The following is a 20,828-nucleotide window of genomic DNA, read 5'->3' on the forward strand; positions in this document are numbered from 1 at the left end:
TGAGCATCTTCCGGAGGCTTTAACTTTATTCAGCTGGATTTTACTTTTTAATTGAATTGTTAATTAGCTTGCATTCTTCATTCCAAGTGTCGGAAATCTACTGAATAAAGTTAAAACTTGCCTCTGCTTCCGCTATGCGAGTGACCGCCGCTAGAAATTCCGCCGCCTCCACCGCTGCTATTTTTGGAAGATGGCTTTTTCTGCTTCGTTACGGTTTTTCTCACAAAGTTATCATATTTATTGAGCACTCCCGATTTAGCACTATCCATATAGGTCCCGGCATGGACTGTGACCCTGCCGCCGGAGCGATAGCCCATAATCATAACTATAATGGCAGCTGTCAATAAGGCTGCCGCTAATTGAAACCACCATTTAAAAAGCAGGTTTTCCGGATTCACGCCCGGCTCATATCCCATGTAATGATGGGCCGTGTAGATAAAGCCGGAAAAGGCTCGAGAATACTGGCCTTCCGATAGGTCAGGGGTTATTTTATTGCGGATCCTATCAAGCCGCCCGTTATCCAAATACTGCTCTGCCTTTTTAAAACCCGCCAAATACACATCTCTTTCTTGCATATCGATCGTTAATATCGCGGTATTTCCATGCGGCTGGTCATAGCCTGGAGCCTGTTCATCATAGAAATCCTCTACGTATTGAACGATGTCCTTCCCTTCCGTTCCATTGGCTGTGATTACGAGGAATGCGGTGTTTCTTTCTTTGCCTAATTCGCTTGCTAAGGATTCTAGTTCTGACACTTCTTCTTCCGTTAGCAGCTTAGCAAAATCATAAATATATTGCTTCTGATTAAGCGAATCTGCTTTGGCTGGTACCCCCCATGGCAACAGTAGCAGGAATGCGGCGACAAGGAAAAAGAACCCTCGTTTGTTTACCCAACTTCCGCTCACCAAAAGCCACCTCCCATCAAATAGGAGGCACATTTAAGGGCGAAAAAGGTTCCGGCTGCAATCCCGCTAAACCACATAGCTATTTTGCCCGAACTAATTGGCGGTTTGCCAACCACTTTTCCTGTTTGCCCATTCATCGCAAAAACATGCTCGGCTTGATTGAAATCATAGCTCACCATCCACACAGGCAGTAAAACATAGTAGCTGTTTACATTTCTCGTATCAATTTGCTTATTCTTATAATTGACTGATTGATAGCCCGAAAATGTTGAACGAATATAGGACTCAACATAGTCATCTATTTTACCCTTCGCCCGCGGAAGCAGTTCTTCATCCGTATAATTATATTTTTCTGCAATAAATCCAGCCAAATAAGGAGTTTTAAAATCCTTTAGTTGATCATACGGGTATGGCTCCAATCTATCCATTAAGTCATCATGCATTTTTTCCGATGCATCCACTGGGATTTTGACATAATCAAGGTTAATATCACGGAAGGCATCATAATAACTTGTTTCCGTATAAATATACTCCCCTTTTGTATAGGTTCTGACCTTCGTGCAAGTGGCATTTACTTGCACCTTGCTATTTAAATCAAACAACCAAAAAGGCACATACATGCCTGTGATGCTTTTGATTCGGTCTGCAGTCATAAAGCCTTTTGGAGTAAGCAGCCCTTTTCTGCACCATTTCTTAAAGGCCTCTATTGCCTCTTCTTTACTGATTGTAAAAGGAATAACCTTGGCAGGGGCAAGAAGGCCAGATACCCGATCTGCAATGACCACACCCGCCCCGCAAAAACTGCAGCTTGTTGCAGCTGTTTCAGCTGTTGTGATTAAAATTGCTCCACAGTTCCCACAATGATATTCATTTGCCTCATCCTCAGAAAAAGCCGCTGTCTTCAACTCTTCAGGATAATTTTCGATATTTTCATGACTGCCGCAGCTCTGACAGGATAACTCGCCTGATTCCGCATCAAAGCTCATATCACTCCCACAGCTGGGGCATTTATAATGAAAAATCACGCTCTCTCACCTCTTTTAAGGACGGTTCCTTGTTCTCCTCCTATTTACTCAAAAAGGAAAAAGGAGGAACATATGGGCATTAAAGATATTGTTCATTTACCGTAAAAGTTAAATTAGAGTTCTTTCGGGTAATGTAGATGCCGTTCTTTTACCACATAAAGCAAAACAGAGCTTTTTGGGCAATGATGGGACAATTCTTATGTGGGACGGGGTTCCTGCCCCCACATCCTTATTTCTTCATTCTCTTTTTCAAAGCGGCAAGTTCATCTTCAATATCAATGCTTCCCTCATCATATTTAGCTGTTAATTCCGCGAGATTATCTTTCGGGCCAGCATTTAGTTCTGCCATGGCATTCGCTTCATCTAATGCGCGATTTACCTTTTCTTCCATCCGCTCAAATGCTGATATGGACTGGCCTGAATGGGCAGCAGGTGCCCCAAGCTTATTCATCCGTTCCTGGGTCTTTGCCACAGACCATTTTGCCTTCAGCATATTTCTGCGGAATTCCAATTCGCTGATATCCGCGACAAGCTTATCATGCATTTGCTTCATTTGCTGGGAGTTCGTTGAAGCCAATTGATTAGACGTCTGCAATTCAGCTAACCTTGCTGCCAATTCTGCTTTCTTCTCCAGAAATCTCCTCGCGTCCCCTTCATTCCCTGCCTCTAATGCCTTTATCGCATAGCGTTCCATCTTCTCCATATCCTCTTGGCACTCATTTAAGACTCTTTTTGACCGCTGCTCTTCTGCCATCACTGATGCCGTTTCCGATTTTACCTTCCCTAAATCCTTATTTAGACTTCTTAAATATTGATCAATCATCTTCTCCGGATTCTCTGCCTTATCCAACAATGCATGAATATTGCTTGCCATAATATCTTTAAATCTTTTGATCATACTCATCTGTTCTGCTCCTTCCTTAAAGGTCATTTTGGAAAACATTACTACATTATACTGTGCAATATTCAATAAAGTTTCACTTTTTGCCGTGGTATTTATGGGACAGGCTAAACACCCCTTTTATCCCACCGTTCTTACACTAGACACACCTTTATGACATGATTGTGAACGTGTGATTTTTTACCTAGTAATCATTTTCTAATTTCTATACAATTTCTCTGAATTCTAATTCTCATAATGAAAGTGTTGGTCAAATGAGCGTAAGGGAATGTAATGAGGATAAAAAGGGGATTGCTTCATACCATAATGAAACACCTGAAGATTGGCATAAAATTTACTATGCTTTAAACGTTTCTTCCATACTAGCTATTACTGATAAGAATGGAATTATTACATATGCGAACGATAAATTTTGTGAACTTTCAAAGTACTCAAGGGGAGAACTAATCGGACGTACCCACAGCATTCTCAATTCAGGCTATCACTCAAAGGAATTTTTCTCTGAATTATGGAAGACGATTTCAAAAGGTGAAATCTGGGAGGGTGAAATCCAAAATAAAGCAAAAGACGGCAGTTACTATTGGATTGAAACGGTCATTATTCCTTTAAAGAATAAGGAAAATAAAGTTTACCAGTACGTATCTATTCGAAAGGACATTACCGAGAGGAAAGAGCTCGAAATAATATCCCAACTATCCACTCGCATTTTCCAAAAAATGAATGAGGGAATTGTCATTACGGATACAAAAGGAAAAATTTTGAATGTCAATGAAGCCTATTGTTCTATTTCCGGTTATTCCGTTAATGAATTGTTAGGAAAAAATCCCCGTGTTTTAAAATCACATGTCCATGATCAAACCTTTTATCAAAAGCTTTGGAATAGTTTAATCACAACGGGCAATTGGGAAGGAGAGGTATGGAACCGGCACAAGACCGGAAGATTATATCTTCAAAAGGTTTATATTATTGCCATCCGTGATGAAAGAAATAAGATTATTTTTTATGTAGGAGTTACTACAGATATATCAGAAGAAGCTAAAATCCGCAAAGATATAATTAGAACTGGAAAACTGCAAAGGTCTTTACTTCCTCTCCCCATACAAGAAGATCAATTAGAGGTTCATACGATCTATACGCCATCTGATTATGTTAGTGGCGATTTCTTTGATTATTATTGGGATAAAGAGCAAGGAACTCTTTCGGGCTATATCATCGATATCATGGGACATGGCCTTACGGCAGCTTATCAAAATTCAATTTTAAGAGTTTTATTTAAACAAAATTTCGACAAGAATCGTTCACTTGTTGATGTGCTAACAACTATTAATAAGGAATCCATGAACTACTTTTTCGAGGATACATTTGCTGCAGCACTTTGTTTCCGTTTGGATGTGAATAAGCGGATTTTAACTTATGCCTGTGCAGGCATAAATAAATTTTTGATCGTAAATACGGATGGGGAAAGGAATATTGTCAAAATGGCAGGTTCCTATTTAGGAATATTAGAAGAGTCCCTATTTGATGAAATAACCATTCCTGTCGAACAAAATGAGTCGATCTTTTTTTTGACTGACGGTTTAATGGATCAGATTGATATCGTAAATACCATCCCTTTAAACGGAAATTTCCAAAGCAATGTAGAGCAGTTTAAAAAAATGACTTCAGATGAATTAAAGGATGATGCCACTCTAATTGGAATTTACCTAAAACCTTTTGGAGGACAATTCGATGATTGAATACCAATTAAAGTTTAGGACAGAGGAAGAATTTTGGGAATTAAGAGACTCGGTGCAAGAGGATATTCAAGCAATTCTTAGTGAAGAGTCTTTTCTTATGGAGATAGCTATTAATGAAGCTGTAAACAATGCCCTCCGTTCCAATGGCTCTGAAAAGCCAATTACCTTAAAGGTACGGGTCACACCAGGTAAACGCCTTATTGTTAGAGTAAAGGATAACGGAGAAGGGTTCAACGCTCTTGAGGCATTAAAAAAAATCTCCTATTCTCCTAATCTTGCGTTTGAAGAAAGACTATATGAGGAATCTGGAAGGGGACTATCCATTATGAACGCGGCTTCTGATAAATTGTATTTCAACCAGAAAGGGAATGAAATTCTCCTTATGAAATTCGTCAGAGCAAAAGGGACAGAACAAATTAGTTCGAGCAAAGATGAGGTGTTTTGTTAAGATGTCAAAACTAACAAAGAAATTATTGTTATCCTATTTAATAATCATCGTTCTAATGGCTGGACTTGGTTTCTGGGCAATCCTTTCATTATCTGCCGTAAATAAAAATGGTGAAGGGCTATATCATGATCGCCTCATTCCTCTAAGCCTAATTGCAGAAACCGCCAAGTTTTCTGAGAATACTCGCGTGCAAATGTTAAATTCTGTCATATTTAAGGAAGATTCAACAAAAATTGCACAGGAAAATATGGAACATATTGATAAACTCATTACAGATTATAAACACAAAAGTATGTCTGAAGAAGAAAGTGAAGAGTTTAATCATTTTGTCGAAAATTGGAATAAATTTGTCTCACAGGTCGAGAAAAATATATCCTTTATCCAAAATAACCAATTTGATGAAGCCTTGGCTGGTATACAAATAGCTCGTGAACCATTTTCAAATGCAAGTGAACATTTAAAACAACTGCTTGAAATCCATAAAAATCAAGCTAATGATCTGCTGCTTGAAAACCAACAGAAATATGAGCAATCTAGATTGATTTTAATGATTGTTATCGTTTTTGCAATTATTCTTGCTGTTGGAATTGGACTATTTATAGGGAAAGTGATTACTCGACCAGTCATGGCCATTTCCGAAAGAGCTCGTCAAATTGCAGAAGGGGATTTAACAGGGGATGAGATTCTCGTTAAAAATAAGGATGAAATAGGGGAACTGGCAAGCTCCTTTAATCAAATGATGACAAACTTAAAATCGGTCGTTTCTTCAGTCCATTATTCTGCTGAGGAATTGACAGCCGTATCAGAGGAAATGGCTGCTTCAAGTGAGGAAGTGGCTTCATCTGCTAATGAAGTTTCAAGAGCAATGAACCATGTAGCGGAAAATACGGAAAAAGGCAATCAATCAGTCATTGATGTAACTTCAGTTTTATTAGAGCTTTCTTCACTCATTCAGATTGCAAAAGGAAAAGCCAGTTCTGCACTTGAAAACTCGAATACTACTTTTCATACGGCAAATGAGGGGAAGGAAATTGTCAATGAATCCATTAATAAAATGGAATTAATTTATAATCGAACTGTTAAAACAGAGGAATTGATCCAAAGGCTAGATCAATATTCTCAAGAGATTGGCCATATTACGCAAATGATTACCAGCATTGCTGATCAGACAAATCTCCTTGCTCTTAACGCTTCCATTGAAGCAGCAAGGGCTGGGGAACACGGAAAGGGCTTCGCTGTTGTAGCCAGTGAGGTGAGGAATCTTGCTGAACAGTCAAATGATGGAGCTAGGCAGGTTGCAGAACTTGTAAGGAAAATTTCCGGAAGTACGACTGAAGCCGTTCAAGCGATGCAGCAAAATAGATTAGAAGTGGAACAAGGGGTGCAAATTGTCGCGAGCGCGGGACATGCCTTAGATCGAATATTAAGGGATGTATCTACAACTTTAAAAGAGGTAGATGGGATTTCGAATGTAACCGATGAAGAAGTGGCCAGCTCTGACAAAATTGTAGCGTTAATTAATGAACTTGCCACTGTTATGGAAAATACCGCAGCCAATACAGAAGAAGTAGCTGCTTCGACAGAAGAAACGACAACAGCTATGGAAACCGTATCTAGCAGTGCTGAAGAAGTAAGCGCAATGGCTCAAGAGTTAAGGTCTGCAGTTGAAGTTTTTAAAATTTAATTTAAGAAAATAAGGGGATTGAGAACCATGATTAAAAAGATGGAAATTTCTGCGACCCAACCAAATATGATTAAAGTAGAATTAGAAGGCAATTTGTATGTCGAAGGCGCAACAGAATTGCGTGAACGCCTCCTTCAGCAAATTGACAAAGGCGTCCATACAATGGAGTTTGATATGAATGGACTTAACTATATCGATAGTTCCGGGCTCGGTGTTCTGATTGCTATTCATAAAAGATGTGTTCAAAAAGGCGGAGCCCTCAAAATCTTTGGGGTAAAAGGGAATATTAAAGAACTCTTCGAATTAACTAGATTAAATAAGGTGTTTGATTTGGAATAGGAGGATAAGAGAATGGGGACAGGTCAAGATCCAAAAATAACAAGTTGGGACTAACCTGCCCCCTTTTCCCATTAAATGTTTACATAATATCAATTAAGAATTTCATCATGGATATTAGATTGAAATTTCTCATAAAAAGGGGAGTTAGTTCATATGAGTGAGAAGGAGTTTTTGAAAAAGGAATATGCCCAGAAGCTTGATCTTGAAGATGAACTTAAGCAGTATCGTGATGAGTTTTATTTGCAGCCAGAAACGATTTATTTTGACGGTAACTCCCTAGGTCTGCTTTCAAAGAGGGCTGAGAAAGCACTGCACAATGTACTCGAGTCTTGGAAGACGTATGGAATTGATGGCTGGCTTAAAGGTGAACATCCCTGGTTCTATTTCCCTGAAAAGCTCGGTAAGATGACTGCACCGCTTATCGGGGCAGATCCTAAGGAAGTAATTGTAACCGGTTCTACGACAGTTAATTTACACCAAATTGTATCGACTTTCTATAAACCAGAAGGAAAAAGGACAAAAATTCTTGCGGATGAATTGAATTTTCCATCTGATATTTATGCATTGAAAAGCCAGCTAATGATTCGTGGACTGGATCCTGAGGAACATTTGATCCAAGTAAAGAGCAGAGATGGTATTACCATTTGTGAAGAGGATATTATTGAAGCCATGACAGATGAGGTGGTCCTGATTGTCCTTGCAGGCGTTCTCTACCGGAGTGGACAAATATTGGATATAAAGCGTATTACAGAGGAAGCACATAAGAGGGGAATCTTAGTTGCCTTCGACCTATGCCATTCTATCGGGTCCATTCAGCATTCATTGAGTGAGTGGAGTGTAGATTTTGCTTTCTGGTGCTCCTACAAGCATTTAAACGGCGGACCCGGAGCAGTTGCAGGTATGTATGTAAACGAGAAGCACTTTGGAGCGAAACCGGGACTTGCTGGCTGGTTCAGCTCTGATAAAAACAAACAGTTTGATATGGAGCATAACTTAACGCCGGCTCAAACTGCAGGAGCCATGCAAATGGGCACACCGAATTTATTAAGCGCGGCACCGCTATTAGGATCATTATCAATGTTTGAAGAGGCTGGCATGGACAAAATACGTGCAAAATCCCTGAAGATGACAGACTACATGATTCAACTCATTGACACACAATTAAGCGCATATCATTTCAAGATTGGAAGTCCGCTTGATAGCTCACAACGAGGGGGGCATGTGCTCCTTGAGCATCAAGAAGCAGCCCGGATTTGCAAAGCACTGAAAGATAACGGAGTCATTCCTGATTACCGTACACCAAACGGCATTCGGCTTGCACCTGCTGCCTTATACAATACCTTTCAAGAAGTATGGGAGGTTGTTCAGATTTTGAAAAAGATTATGTCAGAAGAGCAATACAAGAAATTTGAGAATAAGCGTGATGTTGTCTCTTGAAATGTAATCGCTTTCTTAGACTAGCACTCGTAACTGATATGAGTGCCTAATCTTTTCGATGATACGAACACTTCAAAGGGGGAGAAGTCGCATGTCAAAATCCATATCAGATCTCTATAAAAATCTTGAAAGAGAAAAGGGAATCTTTACTGATTTCAAAGACAATATGACCTATGGCGAATATTTACACCTCGATAAAATTCTCACAAGCCAAAAACGGCTTTCCGACCATCATGATGAAATGCTATTCATCATTATCCACCAAGTCAGTGAGCTTTGGATGAAGCTGATTTTGCATGAGCTTTCATTAGCTATTCATGAAATTGAACAGAATGAACTGCATTCTGCCTTTAAAAAGCTTGCACGTGTATCGAAAACCCAGACGCAAATCATACAGGCTTGGGATGTTTTATCCACTTTGACGCCTGCTGAGTACTTGCAATTCCGTGACACTCTCGGAAAGGCTTCGGGCTTCCAGTCTTATCAATACAGACTGATCGAATTTGCTTTAGGCTACAAGTCTACTCCTATTTTAAAAATCTATGAGAAGGATCCGATTGTTCATGCTGCGCTGGAAACAGCCTTTAAAGAGCCAAGTATATATGATGTTTCGATTAAAGCGCTGGCCCGCGCTGACTTTAAAATTAATCCAGAGCTCCTCAATCGGGACTTTTCAAAGGTATATGCAGGGGATCCGAGTGTAGCAGCAGCATGGCGGGAGGTTTACCGAAACGTTGACAAATACTGGGACCTATACGAATTAGCTGAAAAGCTTGTTGATATTGAAGACTGGCTGCAACAATGGCGTTTCCGTCATATGAAGACTGTGGAACGGATCATCGGTTATAAAGTGGGAACAGGGGGTTCTTCGGGGGTCCATTATTTGAAACAAGTGCTTGATCACAGGTTCTTCCCTGAGCTTTGGGATTTGCGCACGGAACTATAGACTTGATCACCTATCAGCGGTAATTGAGAAGAACGGGTTTTGTAAAGAAAACTTTCTACATGGTGGTGTTTTTGATGAAAGAAAGGAAATGGATCGATATTTCACAACCTTTGACTAATGGCATCGCAATCTGGCCAGGGGATATTCCTTTTTCATTCAAGCTAAGTTTCACGAAAGAACAGACAGGGTCCGTCAATATTGGCCAGATCCACACTGGCGTCCATACTGGAACACATATTGATGCCCCGTATCACTTCGATGAGAAAGGTGAGAGGATCCATGAGCTAGATGTGAATATTTTCGTTGGGAAGGCTCGTGTCATTGATGTAACGGGACATAAAAAAATCGGAAAAGAAGAATTGGTAATGCACGACCTAGAGGGAGTGGAGCGACTCCTTCTCAAAACATGCAGGGGGAGAAACGTGAATCAATTCCCTGAAATGTTCACAGTCTTTCGGGAGAATATCGGTCCGTTTTTTAAAGAAAAGGGCATACGATTGCTCGGTACAGACGGACCTTCGGTAGATGCAGCCGACAGTAAATCAATGACAGCACATCACTCATTGAATCAGAATGGCGTATATATCCTAGAGAACATCGTCCTGACTAACATCGAACCAGCCGATTACGAACTTATTGCACTGCCGCTCGCCATTGAAGGCGCGGATGCCAGTCCAGTGCGCGCTGTGCTGCGGATGCTTTAATCACCGTGGGACATGGGGTCAGGTCCCTTGTCCCAACAGCGTGGAATATTCAATTTTCGTTTGTGGAAAATCAGTGTTGAATGGTCTTTACTCTCAATTTTTCATTAATTCCTCATCTCTTTTAATTGTAGCATCGACACCCTTGATTACGGTTGAGATGAACGCATGATCTTCTAATGCTACTAATCCGGCTACTGTAGTCCCGCCTGGAGAGCAAACTCTATTAATGTGCACCCATGGATCCTCGTCACTTTCAAGAATCATCTTGGCGCTGCCTAAAACAGCTTGGGCAGCAATCTTATTGGCTAAATCTTTCGGCAATCCATTTTTCACAGCACCACGGGCCAAGGAATCAATAAATAAATACGCATAAGCGGGCGAGCTGCCAGCAATAGCGGTAAAAGTACTGAAGTGATGTTCAGGTAATTCAATTGCCATACCAATCGCATTAAACATGTCTAGAACAAAGTTTACTTGTTCCTGACTAGCAGCTTTATTTCCGCAAACAGCTGCCGCCCCTTCACCAATCATGGCATTGACGTTCGGCATGACCCTAATTATCGCGAGATCACTTTCTGCCTCTGTGAGCTGTTGAATCTTTTCAATTGAAGTACCTGCTGCGATGGAAACAAGCAGCGGGTTCTTTGCTTTAATACATTCTTTCAATGAGGTTAAAACTGCCTCAAATTGATTCGGTTTCACCGCTAAGACCAATATATCTGCATATTCTACTAACTCTTCACAAGATGCACATGTATTCGTTTCAGTTTCACTAGCAAACAGATGCATCTTTTCCATATCTACATCAAACAGAAAAATATCCTTCGCTTTTGTATGTTCTGTATGAATCATCCCTTTAATGATGGCACTCGCCATATTCCCTGTCCCAACAAATCCTACTTTCATCATCGAAAACTCCTTAGTGTTCATTTTTATGAAACTTAAGAATCGCTATAGATGCTTTTTTCTTAATTATAGGGAAATTGAGGTAAAATAACTATGATAAGAATTTACTTACATACAATTACTTCGCGGGAAAATGAACCTTTCCTAACAACAGCTCGGTCAATCATAACAAACCCCGTATTGACAAGGATTTCATCGATTGGCTCAACAGTTACCACTACAACTCTTTTCGCAAATCTACGTGCACTTTGAAGCATTTCGGTTTTCTCCTCTTGAGTGATGACTGAACATAAATTATAAGGTAAATCAATAATCGCTACATCATATTGATTTTTGATGTCACGGATATCCGCTAGTTTCACTTCTCCAGAAAGTCCGAAATGTGCAATATTTTCTCTAGCTCCCCCAAGAACCAATGGATTCCTATCGCTCCCCACTATATCTATCCCCATTGATAAAGCCTCCACTAGTACGGTCCCAATTCCACAGCAAGGATCAATGGCCTTGATCCCAGTTGGATTTGGTATGGCGATATTAACAATGGCTCTTGCCACACGTGTATTAAGCGCTGTAGAGTAACTATGCGGCTTTTGCTGGTGCCGAAACCAAACAGGCTCACCTTCAACATAATCGCCGAAAATCCACCTTCCGTTTACTACAATAACACCAAACAATCGATCTGGGTGATGGAGATCAGCCACTCCATTTATATGTAGTCCAATTTTCCTCTCAACAGAACGCCGATTTTCAAAGCCTGCTTTTTCCGTCTTTGAAGGAGCGCCATTTTTTACATAAATCACTTTAAATGTTTCACCCATTACTTGTAAGGCTGATACTTGCTCGAGTAGATGATCTAGGCTATCCGCCGTATACATAACAGAAACTCTTTCCTTCATAAATGGACTTCGGCTTGGGTCTATCTTTATATTGCTTTCTACTATGCCGAATTGAGGCTCAATCCCAAATAATGAGCGCATTTCCAAAGCACATAATGAACGCTCTTCTTCGTAACAGTTGTAAGTATAAATATATTTACTAACCACCATTCTCATCCTTTAATTTCTAAAATGATAAAAGGCAATAGGTATGATCTGATCTGACTGTACCTATTGCCTCTTTTAATAAGCTTTATCTAAAAAACACCTTGTCTATATTGTACTTCGACTTAAGTTCATTAATGATATACGTCTCGTAAATTTCTCTATGTACAGGATCTTCAATCACACAAACTTCGATTTTTGTAACTTCATCTCTATGCATTTTGATTGGGGATACAGTATCCTCAAAATGCTTTTTAATTCTTGGTCTCAGCTTCCTTGCTTTCCCAACGAATAATAACTCTTGATTACTGTTATAAAACATGAAAATACCACCCTTATCTCTAGGGATAAGATGAAAATCAGTAAATCCATAAATATGACTGAGCTCAGGATTCTTTTGTTTCGTAATGGTTACAGTTGGTTTTGGAATCGTTATGTTTATCACTTTGGTTCAGTTCCTCCTTCAATATCACTTTTAACTTTTACATATCTCTCTACAATAGTCAATTTACCTCCATTTTTATAAAAGATACTACCCGGTTGAAAAAAGAATGACGGTATGAATCGTTATGAATACTGTCCCCCTTGAAATGTCCGCTTACATCAATCTTTCGAGTTTTAAAATAAAAAAGAACCCTCAATCTATAGATAGATCAAAGGTTCTATATTTTATTCTACGTTCTTAGAATTAGCTATGAACTAGCTCTTTTTCGCTTAAGCCAAGCACCTCTGCTGTTGAAGTATGAATTTCACGCAGAAGCTCTGGATTTTCCATTAGTGACACGCCATAAGAAGGAATCATTTCTTTAATTTTTGGTTCCCACTCTCTCACATGTTGCGGGAAGCATTTATTTATGACTTCAAGCATCACATGGACTGCAGTAGAAGCGCCTGGAGATGCGCCTAGTAATGCTGCAACCGAGCCGTCAGCGGCATTAATGACTTCCGTTCCAAATTGAAGCGTCCCTTTGCCAGCTTCAGTATCTTTAATCACTTGCACACGTTGACCCGCTACTACTAATTCCCAATCCTCAGTTTTAGCGGTCGGAATAAACTCTCGTAATTCTTCCATCCGCTGTTCTTTCGATAACATCACTTGCTGGATCAGGTATTTGGTCAATGACATCTCTTTTGCACCTGCGGCCAGCATGGTTAAAACATTATTTGGTTTTACTGAAGTGATTAAATCCATATTTGAACCTGTTTTTAAGAACTTCGGTGAGAAGCCTGCAAATGGTCCAAAAAGCAACGATTTCTTTTTGTCAATAAATCGTGTATCAAGATGCGGAACAGACATTGGCGGCGCGCCAACTTTAGCTTTTCCGTACACTTTTGCATGATGCTGTTCGACAACTTCTTGATTATTACATGACAGAAAGATTCCGCTTACAGGGAATCCCCCAATATGTTTGCTTTCAGGAATTCCAGTTTTTTGCAGTAAATGCAGGCTCCCGCCACCACCACCGATAAAAATGAATTTTGCAGTATGGCGTTCAATGGTGCCGGTATCCATATTCCAAATTTTCAATTCCCATAAACCATCACTTGTCCGTTTAATATCTTCAACTTGATGTTTGTATTTGACTTCAACGTTTTGATTTTTTAAATGGTCAAATAACATGCGTGTTAAAGCGCCAAAGTTGACGTCCGTTCCATTGTCAATTTTTGTCGCTGCGATTGGTTCATTCGATGTACGGCCTTCCATAATAAGCGGAATCCATTCCATTAATTTTGCTGGGTCATTAGAAAATTCCATCCCTTGGAACAAAGGATTATTTGAAAGCGCTTCAAAACGTTTCTTTAAAAACGTTACATTTTCTTCCCCTTGTACCATACTCATATGAGGCAATGGCATGATAAAGTCCTGCGGATTATTGATTAGCTTTCTATTGACAAGATAAGACCAAAACTGCATGGAAAGCTGAAACTGTTCATTAATTTTGATAGCCTTGCTAATATCTATAGATCCGTCTGGTTTTTCGCTTGTATAGTTAAGCTCGCACAATGCTGCATGCCCTGTTCCTGCATTATTCCATTCGTTAGAGCTTTCTTCTCCTGCATTTTCGAGCTTTTCAAATACTGAAATTTCCCATTCCGGTACTAATTCTTTCAGAAGTGTCCCTAAAGTCGCACTCATGATTCCGGCACCAATTAAGATGACGTCAGTTTTAGTTTCGCTGTTGCTCATTTTAACCATCCCTTATACCGTAAAATTTGCAGAAAGGATGCAGGCATTCCTTCTTAAGCGCCACACCAAGCAAGGCGCGACCTAGTCCACACCGATTCTGTATCAATAATAAACTTATCGCAGTGTATCACATTTTATTTAAAGTATATCACAATTGATTATAAGTATAACACATTTATTAATAGATTAATACATTTACTATTATATGATAATTTTAAGCTATTTAAAAGGTGAGAAAAAATGAGAAGTTCATCAAATATCCCCAGGAACACACAAACAGCCAAAGCCTTAACCCTTCTTTTTTGCTAGGATTAAAGCTTTGGTTTACTGTTACTTCCCCTTATATATCCAATTCCCATTCACTTTATATTTTTCTAAAGATCCATCAATCACTATATTTAGGCATATAGATCATCGTCTTAAACAAGTCTCCATCAATTTGAATAATAAATTTGCCTTTTTGTATGTCGGTCAGGCTTTCCGCAATGGATAATCCTAAACCGCTGCCTTGGCTGGATCTTGATTCATCCCCTCTTTTAAAACGCTCCATTAATTCGTCTGCAGAAATGTTAAGCTCGTAGGCTGAGATGTTCTTGAAGGTGAGAAGGATTTCGTTGCCTGCATCCTCGATATCGATATAGACTCTCGATCCATTTAGCGCATATTTGAATATATTGGATAGTACATTTTCAATGGATCTCCATAATAGTTTTCCATCGGCTTTCATATATACCTTTTCCTTAGGATAGTTGAACTTAAATTCTAAACCTAACTCCTCAATTTTGTCGTTAACTTCCCCTAGCCCTTGGTTTATTAGTGATTCAATATCGATTCGCTCAAGATGAACCGGAATATTTCCGCTAGATGTCTTTGCTGCTTCAAATAAATCGTCAGTTAGTATTTTTAACCGTTTCGATTTTTGATCCAATACTTCAATATATTCCTCCACCTTTGCTGGGTCCTTTTCCTTTTTCAGTAGATCCACATAGGTAATAATGGAAGTTAAAGGTGTTCGAATATCATGGGATACATTAGTGATTAGCTCTGTTTTTAGCCGCTCACTTCTTAATTCACTGTCCACCGCTTTTTTCAATCCATCCGTGATGCTGTTTATATTTGCTGCTAGTTTCGCAAACTCTCCTTTTCCGCCAACATCAATGCTATGATGAATATCCCCATCCTTTATTCTCTCTACCCCTTCCTTTATGGCATTAAATGACTTGATTCTTCTTAAGGAAAACCAAGCAGCAAGACCTAAAGTGATCGGGAACATGAAAAATGTTAATGCAATCAATATTGGATAGCCGATAACGATTAATACCGTCTTTACGGCAACATTTCCGTTTTTATATACATCTCCTATAAACTTACCTAATGCGTAAATAATTTGATAGATTAAAGTATGCTTGAAAAACGTTCTATTTTTGCAATGCCTTACTAGGGATAGAAAGAGCATAAACCCTGCTGCTGAAATCGGAATCGTGATCGGAATGACTGCTTTGTGGATGTTTGAAAAAGTCACAGATTCCATCATGGCAACCCATATCACCGTAAGTCCTGAGAATAGGAAAATATTTATATCAACATATAATTTATCTATTGCGTGTAAATGTACCTCTTCATCCTTAAATGATTTCCTGCCAGCCACAGTGATCAAATATAGAAATAAAAGAATAAATCCCGAAAAAAATCCAACTAATCTATAAAAGTCCTTTGTAGCTATTGCTTTATTTTCTTTCCACTCTTTTATTTTGTTATTTATTAATTCGTCCGTAAAAGCAACATAAATAACCTGACCTTTCTGATCAAATTCCTCTTCTGTTAACGAATAGAAGGATTCATTTTCTTCTATTTCTTCTGGGTAAATTTCACTTGAATAATCCTCAAACACTAAATAAGCGGGATATGTTTTAAACTGTCCTTTTTCTGTCTGTGTACTGTTCTTATATACATTTTCACCATCACTAGCATAATACAAAGGACCTTTAACCTCTTTTATATTTTGCAATAATAAATGAAATTCTCTTAAATCATTCTTAATCAGCCTGTCCCTTGCATGAGAGATCTTATCCGCATATTCTTCTTTAAAATTTCCATAGTTTTCCGCTTCACTTAAATTCGGATTAAAACTTTTGGAATGGAATTGATAATCTTCAAATAAGTTTTCTTCTTCGTTTCTTAATTCATTCTCCCTGATCGTTCCTCCATTTAAAATATGTTCCTCATTCTTATATTCGCCGATTAGTCGAGAGAGGTTGAAAATGAGAGGTTCGCTTTCCCGAACAAATGAATGGCTGCGAAAGTAGTTGTCTTCAAAAACGATTCCAAAATGATCATTTACATCTAAATCTACAGATGCTTGGATGGCACCTGTAAAACATGTAATCATCATGATAAAAACAATGATTTTTGTTGTCATTAAGTGGCTATATTTTTTCAACTTTATATCCAACTCCCCACACTACCTTCAAATATTTTGGCTCTTTCGGATTGATTTCGATTTTCTCTCTAATTTTTCTTATATGGACGGTGACAGTATTTTCCGGACTAAACGCCGTTTCATTCCATACCTTCTCATAAATTTCCTCTATAGAGAACACTCTCCCGGCGTTTGCTGTTAGAAGCTTTAGTATCTTATATTGCACCGGTGTAAGGTGGACCGCTTCTCCATCGACCGTTATTGTTTTACTTTCATCATCAATCACAAGTCCGCCCGTTTTAAATACATTTTTCTTTGTTTCCAGCCCGCCCAATGTTGTGTATCTTCTCAGCTGGGATTTAACTCTTGCAATAAGCTCTAAAGGATTAAAAGGCTTGGTTATGTAGTCATCCGCCCCAATATTTAAACCTAATATTTTGTCGTAATCCTCCGATTTCGCGGAAAGCATAATTAATGGAATTTTATTAGTTTCTCGAATCTTCATGGTCGCTTTTATCCCGTCCATCTTAGGCATCATAATATCCATGATAATCAAATGAATCTCCTGATGATCGATAAAATCGATCGCCTCTATTCCATTAAATGCTTTGAAAATTTGATAGCCTTCATTAACTAAGTAAATTCCTATCGCATCGACAATGGCTTTATCATCATCACAAACTAATATGTTCATGTACGTTCACTCCTGAATTTAATAACCTATCTCCCCTTTATTATTCATCTAAAATCATCATACCCGTCAAATCTTAACAAACCCTTTATATAAATCTTAAGGTTTTCTTATTTTTAGAAGTAGAGAAGCACAAGAAAAAGGCGCCATTCTTAAAATAGCACCTTCATTAGATATTAATAATTGGAATTAAACCTCAAGTTCCGATCATTAAATGTATTTAAGTTGTCTGCTTTTTGGATTCATCATATACGTTCAATGCTGCCTGTAAGCTTTCGCCTTTATTCACATTGGCGCCTTTCCGGATAAGGGCTGCTTCTAATGCCGAAAGAACATGAAGGATATTTTTCTTACGGGAGCTATATCCCATTGTCCCGATTCTCCAAATCTTTCCGTGAAGCGGGCCAAAAGAGCTGGCAATCTCCACCTCAAAATCTTCTAACATCATGGCGCGTACCTCATCGCCATCAATCCCTTCCGGAATCTCAATGGCGGTCACGACAGGTAGTTTGTTCTTTTCATCACCAAATAACTCAAGGCCCATCGCTTTAATTCCTGCAACTAATGCTTTTTCATTTAGCTTATGGCGGGCGAAGCGGTTTTCAAGTCCTTCTTCAAGAATAATACGAAGCCCTTCTCTTAAAGCATATTGCATGCTCGTTGCTTCCGTATGATGATTCAAGCGGACCGGACTCCAATAATCCTGAAGCTGTGCTAAGTCAAAATAATTGCTTGTAATTCGGTTATTAGATGGCTCACTCTGGAATTTCCTCAAGCCTAATTCGATGCTTTTACGTTTATTAATTGCTTCTTCAATTCGATCGTTATAAGTAATCGGAGCTAATCCGGATGGAATGGATAAGCATTTTTGCGTACCGCCAATAACAGCATCAAGCTTGAGTTCATCCACCTTGATGTCGACTCCTCCTAATGAAGCTACTGCATCGACAACTAACAAAACATCTGCATTACGGCAAGCTTCGCCAATTTCTTTTAGCGGCTGCATGCATGCAGTCGATGTTTCTCCATGAACAATGGCAACCATTTTTGGAGAAATCTCATGAATCTTATTAATAACAACCTCCGGATCAAACACCTCTCCCCAAGGAACCTCCATTGTTGTCACCTCTGCCCCATAGCGCTGGCAGATTTCAGTTAAAAGGTAGCCAAATCGGCCGTATATCGGAACTAACACTTTATCTCCTGGTTCAATGATACTGCATAGGACCGCTTCGATCCCCGCTCTCGAAGTTCCGTCAATCGGGAATGCCCAGTGATTATCTGTTTGAAACACGTCTCTCAGCATTTCCATCGTTTCATTCATGATATTCGTAAATGCAGGATCAAATTGTCCTAAAATCGGGGTAGCCATCGCCCTTAATACTCGCGGATCGACCTCAACCGGCCCTGGTGTCATAATTGTTCTGAGTGGGACATTCAAATCTTTGTATTTGGTCATAGTTTTAACTCCTATTATGAATAAATTTTAAAATATATGAATAATTATAAGTTTATGTCCATTAAGCGGTACTGTATTAAGAATGAATAATTAGATTTTAACAGCATAAAGTAGTTGAATCAACGGACAATTCGAAAAACTTTTATGAAAATGTTTCTAATCCCCTTGAGGGCTTATGTGCTATTGTTTATTAAATATACATATTTTATTAAAAAATAAAAGGAGATATCATATGAATTTTAATATGAAAGAAACCATTGAAGTTCTGGAGCGCACCCCACAAACTTTAGAGGTTTTTTTAGGTGATTTATCTGCTGACTGGCTGTCATGTAATGAAGGCGAAGGGACATGGAATGCTACTGAAGTGATTGATCACCTCATTGAATGCGAAAAAAACAATTGGGTACCCCGATTAGAGGTCATTCTTCAGGATTGTGAAAATAAGCTCTTCCCACCATTTGACCGCTACTCACATTTAAACAAAAAGTCTGAAGAATCGATTAAACAAAGACTGCTTGAGTTTAAAATGATTAGAACACAAAATATAAACAAACTAAAGATTCAGATTAAACCTGAATTACATCTTGAATTAACTGGATCACATCCTGAATTTGGCGCTGTGAAATTAAGAGAATTGCTTTCTACTTGGGTTGTTCACGACTTAACTCATATTGCCCAAGTCGTCCGGATCATGGCTACAAGATACAAGGAAGACGTCGGTCCGTGGAAAGAATATTTAAGCATATTAAAATAATAATATTTCCGTTAGGAAAATAGAATAATCCTAATGTTCTTGGTGACCTTTGTATAAAAAAGTGCCAGATACCAGTAAAAGTCTGTTGCTCTGAACGGTATCTGGCACTTAAAAAATCAAAGAGTTTTTTCGACCGTGGCCGCTGTCTTAATTATCCCTTTTTCTACCCATGATTCAATTTGCTCCTCCGTATAGCCCAAGTCACTAAGAATCTCTTCGATATGTGCCCCGCTATTAGGACCCGCCAAATTTACCTCACCTCGTGTTTCACTTAGTTTCGTAACAATGCCCGACATGACAATATCTCCTTTTCGTTCATTACTGTACGTTCCTTTTCAATACTCCTCTTTTTTCTGAAAATATTGGTTAATTGATAAATATCAATAGTAAATGAAAAAATAAACTCCCATGCAAAATCATAGTAAATCCCTTTTTACAAGATAAGACTAGACCCATCATATAAACAACTTCCATAAATATCCCAACGTATTTCAAAAAACTTAAGTATAATTGTTGACAAAAAGTAAATTCTATATAATAATCAGTGTTGTATTAGAATTATTTTAATTAAGGAATAATGATTAAATCATTTTTTCCTTTTAAAATTATGGCTTTATGCCCAAACTATCTAAGATTTAAAAACATATATAGGAGGAAGATTTAATATGTCTCTAATCGGAAAAGAAATTCTACCATTCAAAGCACAAGCTTATGATGCAGGCAGCGGCGAATTTATTGAGGTTACTGAACAAAGCATGAAAGGACAATGGAGTGTTGTTTGCTTCTATCCAGCTGATTTTACTTTCGTTTGCCCAACTGAGCTTGAGGACCTTCAAAACGAATATGCTACTCTAAAAGGCCTTGGAGTGGAAGTTTTCTCTGTTTCAACAGATACACACTTTACACATAAAGCATGGCATGATCATTCAGAAACTATTAACAAAATCAAATATGTGATGATTGGCGACCCTTCACAACAACTTTCTCGCAACTTCGATGTGCTAATCGAAGAAGAAGGTCTTGCAGATCGCGGTACTTTCATCATCGACCCGGACGGTGTTGTTCAAGCAGTTGAAATTAACGCAGGCGGCATCGGACGTGATGCAAGTATTCTTGTAAATAAAATTAAGGCAGCACAATACGTGCGTAACAACCCAGGTGAAGTATGCCCGGCAAAATGGCAAGAAGGTTCTACTACACTTAAGCCAAGCCTTGACCTTGTAGGGAAAATTTAAGGAGTGTCATC

At 38.8% G+C, this 20,828-nt stretch carries 20 protein-coding genes; 9 read left to right on the plus strand and 11 right to left on the minus strand.

The window, feature by feature from the left end:
* Nucleotides 1-110: 110 nt before the first annotated feature.
* From RRV45_RS21490 to RRV45_RS21500, 3 genes are all read right to left on the minus strand, one after another.
* Complete coding sequence (locus RRV45_RS21490) at nt 111-905, minus strand: TPM domain-containing protein (protein WP_315666681.1); 795 nt, start codon at nt 903-905, stop codon at nt 111-113.
* Nucleotides 902-1,930 carry a TFIIB-type zinc ribbon-containing protein gene (locus RRV45_RS21495; protein WP_315666682.1) on the minus strand — a complete coding sequence of 343 codons (1,029 nt, stop codon included), beginning with the start codon at nt 1,928-1,930 and terminating at the stop codon, nt 902-904. The genes RRV45_RS21490 and RRV45_RS21495 overlap by 4 nt, the downstream gene beginning before the upstream one ends.
* A gap of 229 nt (nt 1,931-2,159) precedes the next feature.
* Complete coding sequence (locus tag RRV45_RS21500; protein WP_315666683.1) at nt 2,160-2,834, minus strand: PspA/IM30 family protein; 675 nt, start codon at nt 2,832-2,834, stop codon at nt 2,160-2,162.
* A 251-nt stretch (nt 2,835-3,085) separates the two neighbouring features.
* Between RRV45_RS21500 and RRV45_RS21505 the strand changes: the two genes are divergently transcribed.
* The 7 genes from RRV45_RS21505 (at nt 3,086) to kynB (ending at nt 10,125) form a co-directional block, all read left to right on the plus strand.
* Nucleotides 3,086-4,567 carry a SpoIIE family protein phosphatase gene (locus tag RRV45_RS21505; RefSeq protein WP_315666684.1) on the plus strand — a complete coding sequence of 494 codons (1,482 nt, stop codon included), beginning with the start codon at nt 3,086-3,088 and terminating at the stop codon, nt 4,565-4,567.
* Nucleotides 4,560-5,015: an ATP-binding protein gene (locus RRV45_RS21510; RefSeq protein WP_315666685.1), complete on the plus strand. Its 456-nt coding sequence runs from the start codon at nt 4,560-4,562 to the stop codon at nt 5,013-5,015. Before RRV45_RS21505 ends, RRV45_RS21510 begins: the two co-directional genes overlap by 8 nt.
* Before the next feature lies 1 nt (nt 5,016).
* Nucleotides 5,017-6,699, plus strand: coding sequence for a methyl-accepting chemotaxis protein (locus RRV45_RS21515; RefSeq protein WP_315666686.1), 1,683 nt, complete (start codon nt 5,017-5,019; stop codon nt 6,697-6,699).
* 27 nt (nt 6,700-6,726) lie between these two features.
* Nucleotides 6,727-7,038, plus strand: a complete 312-nt coding sequence (locus RRV45_RS21520) for an STAS domain-containing protein (protein ID WP_315666687.1) — start codon at nt 6,727-6,729, stop codon at nt 7,036-7,038.
* Nucleotides 7,039-7,191: 153 nt separating this feature from the next.
* Nucleotides 7,192-8,475 (plus strand): kynureninase, encoded by a 1,284-nt coding sequence (gene kynU / locus RRV45_RS21525; protein WP_315666688.1) that lies wholly within the window; start codon nt 7,192-7,194, stop codon nt 8,473-8,475.
* 91 nt (nt 8,476-8,566) lie between these two features.
* On the plus strand, nt 8,567-9,421 hold the full coding sequence (gene kynA / locus RRV45_RS21530; RefSeq protein ID WP_315666689.1) for a tryptophan 2,3-dioxygenase: 855 nt from the start codon (nt 8,567-8,569) through the stop codon (nt 9,419-9,421).
* 74 nt (nt 9,422-9,495) lie between these two features.
* Complete coding sequence (kynB, locus tag RRV45_RS21535) at nt 9,496-10,125, plus strand: arylformamidase (protein WP_315666690.1); 630 nt, start codon at nt 9,496-9,498, stop codon at nt 10,123-10,125.
* A gap of 93 nt (nt 10,126-10,218) precedes the next feature.
* Here kynB and proC read toward each other — a convergent pair whose 3' ends face one another.
* The 7 genes from proC to RRV45_RS21570 form a co-directional block, all read right to left on the minus strand.
* Entirely contained in the window at nt 10,219-11,055 is an 837-nt protein-coding gene (gene proC, locus RRV45_RS21540) for a pyrroline-5-carboxylate reductase (RefSeq protein ID WP_315666691.1), read from the minus strand.
* 80 nt (nt 11,056-11,135) lie between these two features.
* Complete coding sequence (locus RRV45_RS21545; RefSeq protein WP_315666692.1) at nt 11,136-12,077, minus strand: TRM11 family SAM-dependent methyltransferase; 942 nt, start codon at nt 12,075-12,077, stop codon at nt 11,136-11,138.
* A gap of 82 nt (nt 12,078-12,159) precedes the next feature.
* On the minus strand, nt 12,160-12,516 hold the full coding sequence (locus RRV45_RS21550; RefSeq protein ID WP_315666693.1) for a nucleotide excision repair endonuclease: 357 nt from the start codon (nt 12,514-12,516) through the stop codon (nt 12,160-12,162).
* 243 nt (nt 12,517-12,759) lie between these two features.
* A complete protein-coding gene (locus RRV45_RS21555; RefSeq protein ID WP_315666694.1) occupies nt 12,760-14,259 on the minus strand; it encodes a malate:quinone oxidoreductase in 1,500 nt (499 codons plus the stop codon).
* A gap of 385 nt (nt 14,260-14,644) precedes the next feature.
* Nucleotides 14,645-16,699, minus strand: coding sequence for a HAMP domain-containing sensor histidine kinase (locus RRV45_RS21560; RefSeq protein WP_315666695.1), 2,055 nt, complete (start codon nt 16,697-16,699; stop codon nt 14,645-14,647).
* On the minus strand, nt 16,686-17,372 hold the full coding sequence (locus RRV45_RS21565) for a response regulator transcription factor (RefSeq protein ID WP_315666696.1): 687 nt from the start codon (nt 17,370-17,372) through the stop codon (nt 16,686-16,688). Before RRV45_RS21565 ends, RRV45_RS21560 begins: the two co-directional genes overlap by 14 nt.
* A gap of 217 nt (nt 17,373-17,589) precedes the next feature.
* Entirely contained in the window at nt 17,590-18,828 is a 1,239-nt protein-coding gene (locus tag RRV45_RS21570; protein ID WP_315666697.1) for a pyridoxal-phosphate-dependent aminotransferase family protein, read from the minus strand.
* Between the two features lie 232 nt (nt 18,829-19,060).
* Between RRV45_RS21570 and RRV45_RS21575 the strand changes: the two genes are divergently transcribed.
* Nucleotides 19,061-19,582, plus strand: a complete 522-nt coding sequence (locus RRV45_RS21575; protein WP_315666698.1) for a DinB family protein — start codon at nt 19,061-19,063, stop codon at nt 19,580-19,582.
* A gap of 116 nt (nt 19,583-19,698) precedes the next feature.
* Here the strand turns inward: RRV45_RS21575 and RRV45_RS21580 are convergent, their stop codons facing one another.
* Nucleotides 19,699-19,878, minus strand: coding sequence for a hypothetical protein (locus RRV45_RS21580; RefSeq protein ID WP_315666699.1), 180 nt, complete (start codon nt 19,876-19,878; stop codon nt 19,699-19,701).
* 369 nt (nt 19,879-20,247) lie between these two features.
* Here RRV45_RS21580 and ahpC point away from each other — a divergent pair, with 369 nt between their 5' ends.
* Nucleotides 20,248-20,817, plus strand: a complete 570-nt coding sequence (gene ahpC, locus RRV45_RS21585) for an alkyl hydroperoxide reductase subunit C (protein ID WP_315666700.1) — start codon at nt 20,248-20,250, stop codon at nt 20,815-20,817.
* Nucleotides 20,818-20,828: the final 11 nt, after the last annotated feature.

The sequence above is a fragment of the Bacillus sp. DTU_2020_1000418_1_SI_GHA_SEK_038 genome, from assembly GCF_032341175.1.
Lineage (GTDB): Bacteria > Bacillota > Bacilli > Bacillales > Cytobacillaceae > Cytobacillus.